Origin of the sequence: Candidatus Poriferisodalis sp., from assembly GCF_965215815.1 — a bacterium.
GTDB lineage: Bacteria > Actinomycetota > Acidimicrobiia > Acidimicrobiales > Poriferisodalaceae > Poriferisodalis.
In genome coordinates, this window is record NZ_CBDCEO010000012.1 from 1,128,711 (window position 1) to 1,143,613 (window position 14,903).

Annotated in this window: 9 protein-coding genes and 1 pseudogene; 5 read left to right on the forward strand and 5 right to left on the reverse strand. The window is 66.0% G+C overall.

Annotated elements, in window-relative coordinates; genetic code table 11:
• The first annotated feature begins 23 nt into the window (after nucleotides 1–23).
• Nucleotides 24–2,384, forward strand: a complete 2,361-nt coding sequence (locus ACOOHB_RS07005) for a molybdopterin-dependent oxidoreductase (protein ID WP_420444080.1) — start codon at nucleotides 24–26, stop codon at nucleotides 2,382–2,384.
• A gap of 63 nt (nucleotides 2,385–2,447) precedes the next feature.
• Here ACOOHB_RS07005 and ACOOHB_RS07010 read toward each other — a convergent pair whose 3' ends face one another.
• The 5 genes from ACOOHB_RS07010 to ilvD all read right to left on the reverse strand — a co-directional run bounded on the left by ACOOHB_RS07010 (nucleotide 2,448) and on the right by ilvD (nucleotide 9,118).
• Nucleotides 2,448–4,001: an HNH endonuclease gene (locus tag ACOOHB_RS07010; RefSeq protein ID WP_420444081.1), complete on the reverse strand. Its 1,554-nt coding sequence runs from the start codon at nucleotides 3,999–4,001 to the stop codon at nucleotides 2,448–2,450.
• 230 nt (nucleotides 4,002–4,231) lie between these two features.
• Complete coding sequence (locus tag ACOOHB_RS07015; RefSeq protein WP_420444082.1) at nucleotides 4,232–5,017, reverse strand: dihydropteroate synthase; 786 nt, start codon at nucleotides 5,015–5,017, stop codon at nucleotides 4,232–4,234.
• 78 nt (nucleotides 5,018–5,095) lie between these two features.
• Nucleotides 5,096–5,644 (reverse strand): thioesterase family protein, encoded by a 549-nt coding sequence (locus ACOOHB_RS07020; protein ID WP_420444083.1) that lies wholly within the window; start codon nucleotides 5,642–5,644, stop codon nucleotides 5,096–5,098.
• Nucleotides 5,645–5,706: 62 nt separating this feature from the next.
• Nucleotides 5,707–7,194 carry an MFS transporter gene (locus tag ACOOHB_RS07025; protein WP_420444678.1) on the reverse strand — a complete coding sequence of 496 codons (1,488 nt, stop codon included), beginning with the start codon at nucleotides 7,192–7,194 and terminating at the stop codon, nucleotides 5,707–5,709.
• Nucleotides 7,195–7,282: 88 nt separating this feature from the next.
• Nucleotides 7,283–9,118, reverse strand: coding sequence for a dihydroxy-acid dehydratase (gene ilvD / locus ACOOHB_RS07030; RefSeq protein ID WP_420444084.1), 1,836 nt, complete (start codon nucleotides 9,116–9,118; stop codon nucleotides 7,283–7,285).
• Nucleotides 9,119–9,175: 57 nt separating this feature from the next.
• Here ilvD and serB point away from each other — a divergent pair, with 57 nt between their 5' ends.
• From serB to gcvP, 4 genes and pseudogenes are all read left to right on the forward strand, one after another.
• Nucleotides 9,176–10,381, forward strand: a complete 1,206-nt coding sequence (gene serB / locus ACOOHB_RS07035) for a phosphoserine phosphatase SerB (protein WP_420444085.1) — start codon at nucleotides 9,176–9,178, stop codon at nucleotides 10,379–10,381.
• 61 nt (nucleotides 10,382–10,442) lie between these two features.
• Nucleotides 10,443–10,751, forward strand: a pseudogene (locus tag ACOOHB_RS07040) (arsenate reductase family protein); the annotation flags it as partial.
• 11 nt (nucleotides 10,752–10,762) lie between these two features.
• A complete protein-coding gene (gcvT, locus tag ACOOHB_RS07045; RefSeq protein WP_420444086.1) occupies nucleotides 10,763–11,941 on the forward strand; it encodes a glycine cleavage system aminomethyltransferase GcvT in 1,179 nt (392 codons plus the stop codon).
• 46 nt (nucleotides 11,942–11,987) lie between these two features.
• The gene (gcvP, locus tag ACOOHB_RS07050; protein WP_420444087.1) at nucleotides 11,988–14,897 is read left to right on the forward strand and encodes an aminomethyl-transferring glycine dehydrogenase; all 2,910 of its coding nucleotides are present in this window, start codon (nucleotides 11,988–11,990) and stop codon (nucleotides 14,895–14,897) included.
• Nucleotides 14,898–14,903 lie beyond the last annotated feature (6 nt).

The window sequence follows — 14,903 nt, forward strand, 5'->3', positions numbered from 1 at the left end:
CCTCCGCACCTTGAGGGGATGCCATGTCCGATGCCCAAGCCCGTCTTGCAGCGCTTCGTGCCAGCCGCGCCGGCACGGATACTCCAGCCTCTACAGCGACCGCCGAAGCAAAATCCGACGGCGCTGAGGACCCCACCAAGATCTGGCACAAGACCGCTTGCATCCTGTGCTCGAACAATTGCGGCATCGAGGTTCGTCTCGACGGCCGCAAGATCACACGCGTGCGAGGCGACAAGGAACATCCCGCTTCGAAGGGCTACACCTGCGAGAAGGCCCTGCGCATCGACTACTACCAGAACGGCCGTGATCGGCTCACCACGCCGCTGCGCCGGCGGGACGACGGGACGTTCGAGGAGGTCTCGTGGGACGTCGCCATCGCCGAGGTGGCCGAGCGGCTCACCGGCATCCGCGACTCGGTCGGCGGCGACAAGATCCTCTACTACGGCGGCGGCGGGCAGGGCAACCACTTCCCCGGTGCCTATGCACGCGGCGTGCTGCAAACCCTGGGCGTGAAGTACCGCTCGAATGCGCTCGCCCAAGAAAAAACCGGCATGTTCTGGGCACAGGGCAAGATGTTCGGCAAACAGAACCTCGGCGCCATGGGCGACTTCGAGCACACCGACTGCGCTGTGTTCATCGGCAAGAATCCTTGGCAGAGCCACGGTTTCCCCGAAACCCGCAACGAGCTGAACAAGATCCGCAACGACGACGTCCGCAAGCTCATCGTGATGGATCCGCGGGTGTCCGAGACGGCTGCGATGGCCGATCACCACCTGCGAGTACGCCCCGGCACCGATGCGTGGGCATTGGCGGCACTGCTGGCGATCATGATCACCGAGGGCCTCACCGACGAGAAGTTCCTGGCAAAGCACTGCACCGGCTGGGATGAGCTGCGAGACCTGATCTTGGGCACCGACATTGCCGACTGCGCTCGCAAGTGCGGCATCGACGAGGCGGAACTGCGTGCCGCAGCCCGCACGATGGGCAATGCCCAGTCGCTGTCCACCGAGGAAGACCTCGGCATCGAGATGGCTCCCCACTCGACGCTCAACAGCTGGCTGCAACGCCTGCTGTACCTGGTGACCGGCAACTTCGCGATGCCCGGCGGCATGAACCTTCCGCTGCGGCTCGCGCCGATATGCGGCCACTCGGGCGAGGGCGAAGTCGATCCCGTCACCGGCAGCCCCATGCTGTCGGGCCTCATGGCCTGCGCCGCCATCCCCGACGCCATCGACACTGACCACCCGAACCGGTTCCGGGCAATGATCGTCGAGTCGGCCAACCCGCTCCACACATTGCCGGACTCGAAGCGATTCCGGGAGGCCTTCGCCAAGCTGGAGTGTCTCGTGGTCATCGACGTGGCCATGACCGAGACCGCCCGCGCCGCCGACTACGTGCTGCCGGCCGCCTCGCAGTACGAGAAGCCCGAAGCCACATTCTTTGCCGGCGAGATGCCTGCGAACTACTTCCAGATCCGCCACCCGATCTTGGAACCGTTGGGCGACTCGCTGCCCGAGGCCGAGATTCACAGCCGGCTTGTGGCGGCCATGGGCGGCAAGCCGAACGCCACCACCGATCTCGCTGATGCCGCACAGCAGGGCCGCGAGTCGTTCATTGCCGCGCTCGGCGAGGCGTCGGCAACCGATCCCGATGTCGGCGCCAAGCTGCCAGTGGTGCTGTACGACGCCCTGGGGCCGACGCTGGGCAACATGGCACCGGCCGCGATCATGTTCGGTGCCGCCATGCAAGCCTCGATGCGCTATCCCGACGAGGTGCGGGCTGCGGGCATCTCCGGAGATGGCCTGGAGCTGGCAAACAACCTGTTCGACAAGCTGGTCGACTCGCCCTCGGGGATGATCTACAGCGTCAGCGAGTACTCCCAGACTTGGGACCGCATCGCGCATCCTGACGGCAAGATCCATCTCTTCATCGAGGAGCTCGCCGACGAGTACAGGTCACTGGCCGACGAGGAGCCTGCCCGCGGCGGCGACCGGTTCCCGTTCGTGCTCTCAGCCGGCGAGCGCCGTTCGTCGAACGCCAACGATGTGATCCGCGATCCCGAGTGGCGCAAAAAGGACAAGGCCGGCTCGCTGCGGATCAACCCCGACGACGCCACCACGCTCGGCGTCGTGGACGGGGACCGCATCAAGATCGTCTCCAAGCGTGGCGAGGCCGAGGCCCCTGCCGAGGTCACCGACACCGTGATGTCCGGGCACGTCACCCTCCCCCACGGCTTCGGCACCGAGTATCCCGACGAGACCGGCGAGCACAAGATTCACGGTGTGGCGGTGAACGAGCTCACCGACATCGAAGACCGCGACTGGCTGTCGCTGACCCCGCACCACAAGCACGTCCGCGTCGCCCTCGAACCCGTCCCCGGCTGAGCCGACCCAACGCGGAGGTAGCGGCCACCCGACTGCAATCTCGATTGGCCACACGTCGTTGGCTCATTCGCGTTGACGGCTGTGGGCAATGGTGAAGCTGGTGGACGATGTTCGCTGTAGCTGGCCGCGGCTGTCGTGGAGTTGGTGGTGGCAGCGGTAGCAGAGCAGGGCGAGATTGTCGATGTCTGTGCGGCCTCGAGCTGGGGCCTGCCAGGGAACTATGTGGTGGGCTTCGCACCAGGTTGGTGCAGCTGCGCAGATCACACAGTGGCGGTCTCGAGCGAGCAGTGCGCGCCATTGGGCGTCGGTGACGGTGCGCACCTTGCGTCCGAGCCATAGCGGTTGACCCTTGCCGTCGAAGACTGCGCCGAAGATGTCTGCGCCGCAGGCGAGTCGTTCGAGTACGTGGGTGGGGATGGGTCCGGTGCCGGGGATCTCGCAGTCGGCCCACTCGTCGCCTAGTACGGCGCGTGTGTCCGCGACGATCACTAGCTGGTTGCGACGCCGCATTAAAGCGTCGCATGGCAACTGCGACGGCGTGGCGTTGGGAGCTGTTCCATTCTCAATGGGCAGCGGTTCGGTTTCGACCGAGCCAAATGGTCCAGCGCTTGCGGGCAACCCGGCGAGGTGGTCGGGTGCCAGGGGCGGCAGCGGTGCCGGCGGCGACCAGCCGTTGCGCTCGGCGATGGAGGCGGCATCGCGGTGGTCGACCTCGGCGTGCCAACGGCGGGCGGCACGGCGATTGTCGGTGCCGACCAACGCTGCGAGCGCGTCGGCGCGGCATTGGGTGTAGGTACGCGGCTCGGGAGCATCAGGATCGCAGCATCGTGCCCGGTCGGCTTCGGCCAAGCGCTGGGCCATGTCGTCGATGATCGCCTTGAACGCTGCACCGGTCGCGGGGTCCATCAGGGCTGTGGCCTTGATGAGCCCTTCAGAGGTCTGGGTGATGCTCAGTCGTCGCAGGGCACGCTGACGGCGATATTCCTCTTCGGGTGTGAGGCCTTTGCGCAGTTCGCGCATCCAGTCGCTCGCGGCGCGGCGGGTGCACTCGACGTTCGTCGAGGTCGCAACTTCCAATAGCCGAGCAGCGTCGTTCACCGCGTCGGTACCAGCCATGCCGGCTGCGTTGGTGAGCACGTCGGCATGCTCGGCAGTGATGCGCCCCTCGCTGAGCGCCGCCTCCACATTGGGCATCTGCACCAACGCCCCGGCGCGTCCAGCAGCACGCTTGGCTGCCGCTCCGGAACAACCCGACAGGCGCCGCAGCACCGCTGCGGAGCGATCTCCGAAGTCGTCGAGCCGGTCGATCTCAGCAGCGAACCGCGCCTCGCAGGCATCCACCGCTGAACGCACGCGGGTGAGTCCTCGGACGGTTTCTTCGAGATCATCTCGGCAGAGCCCGAACGCATCCGCTGAACGGATTCGCTCCGCAGCCTCGTCCAGCAACGCCGCAGGTCCCATGCACGCAGCGCGGTCATCCAGATCCGCCGGCGACGCGAACGGGAACATGCCCGGCCTGCCGGCCCCGGCCGCCTGCGAGCATCCATGCTCCGCCAACGGCGACCGCTCCGGCGACTGCTCGGAGCCGTAGTGTTCACCGTTTCGATATTTTTCCATCAGTTTCACCTCCTTCGCTATATTTCGAGAGTATATCATCTATTACAAACAAACGTACGTCTTTGCGTATGATCGTTCGCCAATTGGTCTACGCGCGGGGTGTGACGGTCATGCTGTTTGGGCCAGTGGTTCGGGCCTGGGTGTGACCCTGGGTGTGACGGGCTCGGTGCCTTGTGGCTGATCTGTCGGCTCGGTGCCCGGGCTGCTGGCGTGCGCCGACGGGCCGCCAGTCAGCTCTGGAGCTGATCAGGCGGCATCATCGCCGAAGTCGCCCCGCCGATAGCAGCGAAGTGCTCGCGCACCTGAGCCGGACGGTGAGCGCGCACGTACTCGGGATTCTGCAACAGCGCTAGGTCGAGCAGTTCCATCCGGTCCGGCGTCTGCAGCCAGGGCACCGGCACGTACAACGGCAAGCCGAATCGGCGCAACTCCCCCAGACCGCTGTAGATGGCCCGTTGGTACACCGCACGCTCTGGCCAGTCCATGTCGTGGGGACCGAATCCGACGCCGCAGTCGAGCAGCAGCTCTTGCGCGACCCCGGCTCGTCGCAAGCGCTCGATGTGCTCCCCGAACCACTCCACCATCACGGCAACGGGGTCGCCGCTCACGTCCCGGACGCTACGGAAGTCTCGCCCCAGCATGAACGGCAGCACCACCGTCACCTCACGCTCGGCAGCAAGCTCCACCATCTCAGCCGACTGCAGTGCGTCGCCGGCATTCAGCACAGCGGCGCCAGCGTCGAGCGCCTGGCGAGCCACCTCGGGCTTGCGGGTATCGATCGCCACATCAGCACCGAGCGACAGCAGCCCGCGCAACGGCCCAGAGACCCGCTGCCATTCCTCCCCAGCGCTCACTTCGTCGCTGCCGAGCGTGGAGCCTTCACCCCCGAGGTCGAAGTAGTCGGCACCTTCGGCCAGCAACGTGGTGCCGCGTGCGGCTGCCTCAGCGCAGTCATGCACCACCGAGAAGTCGGCCTTCGAGTCTGGAGAGGCGTTGACCACGCCGAAGATCTCCACGGCCGCAACATAGTCAGGGCGTGCCGACTGCGGCCGGGGACCGGTTCGGCGCCCGGTCGAGCTGACTGTTCCGAACGGTCAGACGAGGTCTGGATGCCAGAAACCCTCCGCCGAAGGCGGGATGGCAATCGAGCGGCCGACCTGCGGCGGCACCGGCAGCTCCCGATGCACCGACCAGATCTCGCTGAGCCGCTCGAACGGCTCGTCGACCATCGGTGCCACGCGGCGCGTCGGCCCATCAATGTGCAACGACATGACCTCGCAGATGGCCGCCACGTAGCCCTCCCGCGTCTGGGTCATGACCTGGAAGGCGTGAATGCGCTTGCGGTCGAAGCCCAACAGTTGGACCGAGATCACGTACGGCTCGTCGGGGCCGATCTCACGCACGTACGCGATGTGGTTCTGTGCCGAGAACGTGGTGATGTCCCGAACTGCCCGATGCGCGGCACCAAGCCCGATGAAGTCCATCCAAGGTGCAATGGCATCATCAAAGGCCACCAGGTAGTAGCCGGCGTTGAGGTGGCCGTTGTAGTCGATCCACGGATCCAGCACCGCCCCCCGCAACACCTCGACCGGTGCTGCGGCGACCTCGTCGGTCGGCTGCGGACTCAGCGATGCGTCGCTCACACCAGTCTCCTCGCTGCCGGAACCGTCGGTCCTGCCCTACGCAAGTGAACCAGCGATCGAGCTCAGTTGCTGCGGGTCAAGTCCGCCACCGTGACTGGCCCAGCCGCACCGTTTCGATCATTCGCGATGTCGTCGGGAATAGGCCAGAAGACGTCAGGCGGGGCATCGAGTAAAGGCGCGGAGCGGGGCCGTTCGAGCGCCGCACCCAAGACGTCGCCCACCGGTCTCACCATCGGCACAGCGGGCTGCCGTACCAGCCGCTGGGGAATCAACGGTTGCCGAACCAACGGCTGAGTCGACGCTGAAGGCGCCGGGCTCGGTGGTGCGCCAGGACCGACATAGGTAGGCAGGTCCAGAGGGTGGCGTGTCATCGGCAAGAGCACCACAACTCCCACCGCCGCGATCACGCCCGAGATGGCGATCGGCAAGCCAATACCGCCGGTTGCATCGGCGGTGAAGCCCATCAAGGGCGGACCGATGAGCGCCCCGGTCCCGGCGCTGAAGAACAGCATGCCCATGACGGTGCCGAGGCCCACCAATCCGAACAAGTGGGCTGTGACGTCACCGAGCAGCGCCACGAAGCCGCCATAGGACACTCCAAGGACCGAAGCAAACACGATCAGCAGGACGAACTTTGCCTCGAGTGCGCTCACTCGGGTCGTCGCGAACCAGATCGCGTAAGCGACGGGCAGCCCGAAGAATGCCATCTTGACCAGTCGGACCGAGCCGAGCGGTCGGGCCAGGCTCGTGAGCGCCATGCGCCCCACGATGCTCGCGAAGCCGATGATCGTGAGCAGCGCCACCGCTGCTCGCGCCGGGAGGCCATCGTCCTGGGCGAACGTGACCACCGAACCCAATGAGCCGATGACGGCCATAGTGAAGAACACACCCGAGACCCCCATCTGCCAGAAAGCAGCGGAACGCACGACCAAGGAGACGTGACGTCCAGCGTCGCCCATTTCCATCTTCGGCGGCCGCTTGATCATGAAGAGCGCTACCGCAAAGATCCCAGCCGACACCACCGCAAGCGCCTTCATGCCGCCACGCCATCCATAGACCTCGAGCAGCCATTGCGCCAGCGGCGCGAAGAACACCGTCCCCAGCCCCGAGCCCGTCGCCACGATGCCTTGAGCCACGGCGCGATGACGCGCGAACCACATCGCCGTGAGTGTGAACAAAGGTGCGTTGAACAGACCCCCACCGAAACCAAGACCGACGCCGAACAGCACGTATCCGTGCCACAACACCGATACCTGTGACATGGCAAACAGACCGCCGCAAAACATCGTTGCTCCGACGATGAGCAGCGGAGCGATGCCGAACCGGTCGTACAAGCGGCCCGAGACCAGAGCACTGCCGAAGAACAGAAACACGGTGATCCCGAACACGAGGCTGATCGGTCCGTGCCCGGTACCGAACTCGTCCGCCATGCTCTTCGCGAACGCATTGAAGCTGTAGATCGCCCCGAACGCCGCCATCACGCTGAGGGCCGCGCCACAGGCCGTGACCCAGCCACGTGCCGAGTCGAGATGCGTCGGGCCGCTGGCCATCACCGGTGCGAGGCTACGGCGGCAGCGTCGGCTCTGCGGAATTACGCCTCAAGCGGGCCGCTCGCGGCCGCAGGGCACAGCGGACGACTCAGCCCAGCAGTGACAGGTCGCGCACCGCACCCCGGTCTGCGCTTGTCGCCATGGCGGCATAGGCGCGAAGCGCTGTGCTCACCTGGCGCGGCCGCGGCTTCGCTGGCTCCCAACCGGCTGCGTCCTGGCGGGCCCTGCGCCGTTCCAGCTCGGCGTCGTCGACAGCGAGGTTGATTGTGCGATTCGGAATGTCGATCTCGATGGTGTCACCGTCGTCTACGAGACCGATGAGCCCACCGGAGGCCGCCTCGGGCGAGACATGGCCAATCGACAAGCCCGAGGTTCCACCGGAGAAACGCCCGTCGGTGACCAAGGCACACGCTTTGCCGAGGCCTTTCGACTTCAGGTACGACGTCGGGTAGAGCATCTCCTGCATGCCAGGTCCGCCGCGCGGGCCTTCGTAGCGAACCACCACGACATCACCGGCAACCACGCCGCCTTCGAGGATGTGCTCGACGGCCTCGTCCTGGCTCTCGACGACATGCGCGGGTCCGGAGAAGACCAGGTTGGCTTCGTCCACGCCGGCCGTCTTTACGACGCAGCCGTCGGGGGCGAGGTTGCCGTAGAGGATGGCCAGCCCGCCGTCGGCGGAATACGCGCAGTCCACTGAGCGGATGCAGCCGCGCTCGCGGTCGGTGTCGAGGGTCCGGTAGCGCTCGGATTGGCTGAATGCCACCTGGGTGCGAATGCCCGCAGGACCGGCACGGAAGAATTCGGACAGCTTGGGGTCGTCATTGGTGGCGACGTCCCAGCGCGAGATCGACTCGAACATCGTCGGCGAGTGCACCGTGGGCACCTGGTTGCTGATGAGCCCTGCCCGATTCAGCTCGGCCAAGATGCCCATGACGCCGCCCGCACGATGGACGTCTTCGACGTGGTAATACTCGGACGCGGGAGCCACCTTGCAAATGTTCGGCACCTTGCGCGACAGGCGGTCGATGTCGGCCATCGTGAAGTCCAGTTCCGCCTCCTGCGCTGCGGCAAGCAGATGCAGGATCGTGTTGGTCGAGCCGCCCATGGCGATGTCGAGCGTCATCGCATTCTCGAAAGCCGCCATGCTGCCGACAGAGCGGGGCAAGACCGAGTCGTCGTCGTTCTGGTAGTAGCGCCGACACAGGTCCACTACCAGCCGACCTGCCTCCAAGAACAGCTCACGCCGGTCTGAATGGGTAGCCACCACGGTGCCGTTGCCCGGCAGTGACAGTCCCAGCGCCTCAGTCAAGCAATTCATCGAATTGGCGGTGAACATGCCCGAGCACGAGCCGCAGGTCGGGCAGCCAGCGCGCTCCATTTCGGCCACGTCCTCGTCGCTCACCGAGTCATCGGCCGCCACGACCATCACGTTGATGAGATCCACCTTCTGTTCGGCAAGCTTCGTCTTGCCGGCCTCCATCGGCCCGCCTGACACGAACACCGTCGGGACGTTCAGGCGCATCGCCGCCAGGAGCATTCCGGGGGTGATCTTGTCGCAGTTGCTGATGCACACCAGAGCGTCTGCGCAGTGCGCATTCACCATGTACTCCACCGAGTCAGCGATGAGATCTCGTGACGGCAGGCTGTAGAGCATCCCGTCGTGGCCCATAGCGATGCCGTCGTCGACGGCGATGGTGTTGAACTCCTTGGCAACGCCGCCAGCGGCCTCGATCTCACGGGCAACAAGCTGGCCCATATCCTTCAGATGCACGTGACCGGGCACGAACTGGGTGAACGAGTTTGAGACGGCGATGATCGGCTTGCCAAAGTCCTCGTCGGTCATGCCGGTGGCCCGCCACAACGCACGAGCCCCGGCCTGATTCCGGCCAGCGGTGGAGGTGACGGATCGATAGAGCGGCATGGGATCAGCCTACGCCTGGGCTGCCGGAACTGACAGCCCAGTAGCCTGCCCGACCTGATGGCCCTCGATGCCGCGGCCCCGCTGACTGACACGATTCTCATCCGCGTGACCGGCCCCGACGGCCCGGGCATCACGACCGACCTGCTCGCCTTGCTCTCGGGTGTCGGTGCGGACGTGCAGGACATGGAGCAGGTGGTCGTGCGACGCCAGCTCACGCTTGGGCTCGCAATCACGGTTCCCGCTGGCCGCGACCTCATCAAGGAGGTTCTGCTGTTCGGCTACGAGCGGGGGCTGGAGATGAACTTCGAGTTCGTCGACGCCACACCGACCCGCCACGTACAGCGGCTCGTTGTCACCGCGCTCGCTCCCGAGCTCAGCCCCCAGGACCTGTCGATCGTCACCGGTGCCATAGCCGCCAGCGGCGGGAACATCGACCGCATCCACCGGCTGTCCCGCTTCCCGGTGTGGAGTTACGAGTTCCTCGTCGAAGGAGCGAACGATGCCAAGCTGCGCACGGACCTCATCGAAGTCGCAGCTGAGCGGCGTATCGACGTCGCCGTGCAGCAGCACGGCCTCTCGCGCCGCTCGACACGCATGATCGTGATGGACGTGGACTCGACGCTCATACGCGACGAGGTGATCGACCTGCTGGCGACAGAGGCCGGACACGGTGAGCGGTCGGCCGAACTGACAGCAGCTGCGATGGCGGGCGAGCTGGACTTCGAGACGTCGCTGCGGGAACGGGTGCGACTGCTCGCCGGCCAACCCACCTCAATCATCGATGCCGTGTTGGAGGACATGGTCCTCACACGTGGCGCTCGCACATTTGTGCGCACCCTGCGCCGGCTGGGCTACCGGGTGGGAATCATCTCGGGCGGCTTCACGCACTTCACCGACCATCTGGTCGAACGCTTCAAGTTCGATCACGCCTATGCGAACGAACTCGAGGTCCGCGACGGCAGGCTGACCGGAGAACTCGTCGGCGACATCGTGGACGCCCAAGCCAAGGCGCGGCTGTTGCGCCAGATCGCCTACATCGAAGGCGTGCCTCTGGAGCAGATCGTGGCCGTCGGAGACGGCGCGAACGACTTGCCGATGCTGGCCGCGGCCGGGCTGGGAATCGCGTTCAACGCCAAACCGGTCCTGGCCGATGCAGCCGACACCACCGTAAACGTGCCCTATCTGGACGCGATCCTGTTCATGCTGGGCGTGACACGGGAGGAAGTCGAGGCAGCCGACGCTACGGCGACTCGGTCCAGCTAGCTTCGCGCTCATGGCTGAAGTGACCATTTTTCACAACCCCCACTGAAACTCTTCGCGGAATGCCTTGGCGGTCGCCGAGGAAGCTGGAGTCGAAGCCAACATCGTCCTGTACATGAAGACACCACCCGACCGTGAGACGCTTGAGCACATCGTGTCGATCCTCGAGGATCCCGTCGAAGACCTGGTGCGCAAGGACTCGCAGTTCAAGAAACTGGGCCTGAATGCCGACGATTACGTCGGCAATCCCATGGCGGTCGTCGAGCTGCTGAGCCAGCGCAAAGCGCTCATGCAGCGCCCCGTCGTGGTATGCGGCGACCGGGCCATCGTCGGACGTCCGAAGGATCGCATCGCCGCTCTGCTGGCTGGCTGAAACCTCCGCTGATGACTGACGCAAGAGGCAGCCGCGCCGGTGAGACCGGTGTCGACCCCGCGACCGGTGGCCTCTGCACGCCGCTGTTCAAGTTGCACTCCGAGCTTGGCGGTCGGATGGCCAACTTTGGCGGTCATGCACTGCCCATGCGATTCGAGGGCACCATCGCCGAGCACAGTGCGACCCGTACTGCGGCGGGATTGTTCGACGTGAGCCATATGGGCATCATCGAACTGCACCCCAACCGCAGCGACGAGGTTGCCGACGTCGCGGCGTGGCTGGAACGTTGTGTTCCCGGCTCTGTTGTCAACCTGGCCCCGGGGCGCATGCGTTACACGCTGTTCACCACATCCGCTGGCGGCGTGCTCGATGATCTCATCGTCTCCAACCACGGAAACCGGCTGCGCGCTGTGGTCAACGCCGTGCGCGCCGACGCCGATCTCGCAATGCTGCGCGGCGTCAACGGTGGAGGCGACGACGGCGACGTACGGATTGCGGTGCGCCATGACCTGGCACTGCTGGCACTTCAGGGGCCCGCCGCGGTTGAAGTGCTCGCACGCTGGGCGCCGCCGGCAGCCAAGCTCGCGTTCATGTCGACGGCCGCCATGTCGATCGACGGAGTCGAGTGCGAGGTGTCGCGCTGCGGGTATACCGGCGAAGACGGCTTTGAGATAGCCGTGCCCTCCACCGATGCGGTGCATCTCGCGCAGCTGCTACTGAGCTGCGACGAAGTTTCCCCGGCAGGACTCGGCGCCCGCGACACACTGCGGCTCGAAGCGGGCCTTCCCCTGGTGGGCCACGAGCTCACCGAGGCGACGACACCTGCCGAGGCCGGTCTCGGTTGGTCTATTCCGAAACGGAGGCGCGCCGAAGGCGGCTTTCCCGGTTCCGAGACCATCACAGCCCAGCTGTGCGCGGGACCGCCGAGGCACCGGGTCGGCGTCGCGGCGCAGGGCCGCCGGCCCATCCGCGACGGTGCTGTGCTGGCGGACGCCGACGGCGCGTATGTCGGCATCGTCACCAGCGGCGGATTCGGACCCACCGTCGACGCGCCGATCGCCATGGCTTATGTGGCCGCCGAACACGCTTGCGACGGCACCGAGTTATTCGCCGAGGGCCGCAAGGGTCCCGAGCCATGCCGGGTCGCCCCGCTGCCCTTTGTGGAGCATCGCTTCTGGCGGCCGTCGTGAACAGCTCGCCGAACGCAAACAGGGTCCCAAGGTATGAGTGACACGTATGAGTGATTCCCAAGAGCACCTCGCAGCACCTGGGGAGTTCGCAACGCGGCACATCGGTCTGCGGCCCGACGACACCACCGCCATGCTCAAGCGTCTCGGGTTCAGCTCGCTCGAGGAACTCGTCGATGCTGCGGTTCCTGCCGAGATCCGGCTGGACGAGCCGCTCGCGCTCGCCGGCCTGCAACGGCCGATGAGCGAGAACGAGGCACTTGCGGCAATCAGGGAACTCGCCGAAGCCAATACTGTGGCGCGCTCGCTCATCGGGCTCGGCTACTACGGCACGCTCACCCCAGCGGTCATCCGGCGGGGCGTGCTCGAAGACCCGTCGTGGTACACCGCGTACACGCCGTACCAACCCGAGATCTCCCAAGGCCGGCTCGAGGCATTGCTGAACTACCAGACGATGATCTGCGACCTGATGGGCATGGAGATCGCGAACTCGTCGCTGCTGTGTGAGGGCACCGCCGCCGCTGAGGCGATGGCCATGGCGCGTCGGATCACGCGCAGCGGGCCGGACCGCTTCTTCGTCGACGCCGATTGCCACCCGCAGGTGATTGATGTGGTTGTCACCCGTGCCGTGCCCGTCGGGATCGACATCTGCATCGGCGATCCCGGCACCGACCTGCAGCCAGCGGAGGTTTACGGGGCACTGCTGTCGTATCCCGGCAGCAGCGGTGCCGTCCGCAACCTTGAACCTGTGATTGAAGCACTGCATGGCACGGGGGCCATTGCGACGGTCACCACCGACCTGCTGGCGTGCTGCGCGCTGCGGCCACCTGGCGAGCAAGGCGCCGACATCGTCGTGGGCAGCTCGCAGCGATTCGGCGTTCCACTGGGCTTCGGCGGACCGCACGCGGCATTCCTTGCGACCAGCGAGAAGCATCGGCGCTCGATGCCCGGGAGGCTCGTCGGCGTCTCGCGCGATGCCGCCGGCCGGCCCGCGTACCGGCTGGCGCTGCAGACCCGCGAGCAGCACATCCGGCGTGAGAAGGCCACCAGCAACATCTGCACCGCACAGGTGCTGCTTGCCGTCATGGCTTCGATGTATGCCGTCTGGCATGGCCCCGAAGGTCTTGTCGCTATCGCAGAGCGAGTACACGGGTTGACTGTCGGACTCGCTGCGGGCCTGCGCAACGGCGGCCTGCACGTGCGCAACACATCGTTCTTCGACACGCTGACCGTGGATGTCCCCGACGGAGCCGACCGGGTGCTGGCCGCCGCTGCGGACGCGGGCATCAACCTTCGACGCGTCGACGACGACACGGTGGGCGTGTCGCTCGACGAGACCTGCGGCGACGCGACGGTGGCTGACGTGCTCGCAGCGTTCGGCGTTGCTGGGGCGACCGAAGCCCGCAGCAGTGCGTTCGTCACTGCACCAGCAGCGACGGCTCCGTCGGGTATCGCATCGGAGCTCAAGCGCACGACGGAATTCCTCACACACCCCACATTCGACGCGTACCGCTCCGAAACCGAGATGATGCGCTACCTGCGGCGTCTGGCCTCCTATGACGTTGCCCTCGATCGTTCGATGATCCCACTGGGCAGCTGCACCATGAAGCTCAACGCCGCGGCCGAAATGACCCCGGTGACCTGGCCGGAGTTCGCGGAGATCCACCCGTTTGCACCGGCAGACCAGTCCGCCGGTTACCGACGGCTGATCGCCGATCTCGAAGCGTGGCTGGCAGAGATCACCGGCTATGACGCGGTGTCGCTGCAACCCAACGCCGGCTCCCAGGGCGAGCTGGCAGGTCTGCTGGCGATCCGCCGCTACCACGACGACCGGGGCCATCCGCACCGGACCGTGTGCCTCATTCCCTCATCGGCGCACGGCACGAACGCTGCCTCTGCAGTGATGGCGGGCATGCGGGTGGTCGTGGTGGGCTGCTCCGACGACGGCGACGTGGATCTCGAAGACCTCGACGCCAAGATCGCCGAGCACGGCGAGCAGCTGGCGGCCTTCATGGTCACCTACCCGTCCACGCACGGCGTATACGAGGACGGCATCCGGCAGGTTTGCCTCAAGGTGCACGAAGCGGGTGGGCAGGTATACGTCGACGGCGCCAACCTCAACGCGCTCGTCGGCTTGGCGGCACCCGGCACGTTCGGTGCCGACGTCAGCCACCTGAACCTGCACAAGACGTTCTGCATTCCTCACGGCGGCGGTGGTCCAGGCATCGGACCAGTGGCGTGCCGCCTGCACTTGGCGAAGTACCTGCCGAATCACCCGCTGGAGCCAGATGCCGGTCCTGACACCGGTCCCGGTGCGATCTCGTCTGCCCCGTGGGGATCGGCGGGGATCCTGCCCATCCCGTGGATGTACATCGCAATGATGGGAGTCGAGGGACTGACCCGAGCCACCCAGACGGCGATCCTGTCTGCCAACTACTTGGCGTCCCGCCTTGGCGAGCACTTCCCGACCCTGTACCAAGGCCGGTACGGCCTGGTCGCCCATGAGTGCATCGTGGACCTGAGGCCGTTCTCCGCGTGGGCGAGCGTCGATGACGTGGCCAAGCGGCTCATCGATTTCGGCTTCCACGCCCCGACCATGTCGTTCCCGGTCGCCGGGACGCTCATGATCGAGCCGACCGAGAGCGAGTCGCTGGCGGAGATCGACCGGTTCTGCGACGCCATGGCGACGATCCGTGCTGAGATTGACAAGATCGCCTCGGGCGAATGGCCAGCCGACGACAACCCGCTCGTGAATGCGCCGCACACAGCGATCGATGTGCTGGCCGACGAATGGGACCATCCGTACTCCCGCACCGAGGCTGTCTATCCGGCGGGAACGAACCTTGCGTCGCTGGTCGCGGACAAGTACTGGCCGCCGGTCAGCCGTGTCGACGGCGCCTACGGGGACCGCAACCTCATGTGCGCCTGCCCCGATCCACGCGCCTTCGAGACCGCCTAGCGTTCG

What these genes read in the sequence shown, in the direction of transcription:
- serB (WP_420444085.1), top strand. Translation starts at nt 9,176, where the DNA reads ATGGCCCTCGATGCCGCGGCCCCGCTGACTGACACGATTCTCATCCGC.
- ACOOHB_RS07010 (WP_420444081.1), bottom strand. Translation starts at nt 4,001, where the DNA reads ATGGAAAAATATCGAAACGGTGAACACTACGGCTCCGAGCAGTCGCCG.
- gcvT (WP_420444086.1), top strand. Translation starts at nt 10,763, where the DNA reads ATGACTGACGCAAGAGGCAGCCGCGCCGGTGAGACCGGTGTCGACCCC.
- ACOOHB_RS07005 (WP_420444080.1), top strand. Translation starts at nt 24, where the DNA reads ATGTCCGATGCCCAAGCCCGTCTTGCAGCGCTTCGTGCCAGCCGCGCC.
- gcvP (WP_420444087.1), top strand. Translation starts at nt 11,988, where the DNA reads ATGAGTGATTCCCAAGAGCACCTCGCAGCACCTGGGGAGTTCGCAACG.
- ilvD (WP_420444084.1), bottom strand. Translation starts at nt 9,118, where the DNA reads ATGCCGCTCTATCGATCCGTCACCTCCACCGCTGGCCGGAATCAGGCC.
- ACOOHB_RS07025 (WP_420444678.1), bottom strand. Translation starts at nt 7,194, where the DNA reads ATGGCCAGCGGCCCGACGCATCTCGACTCGGCACGTGGCTGGGTCACG.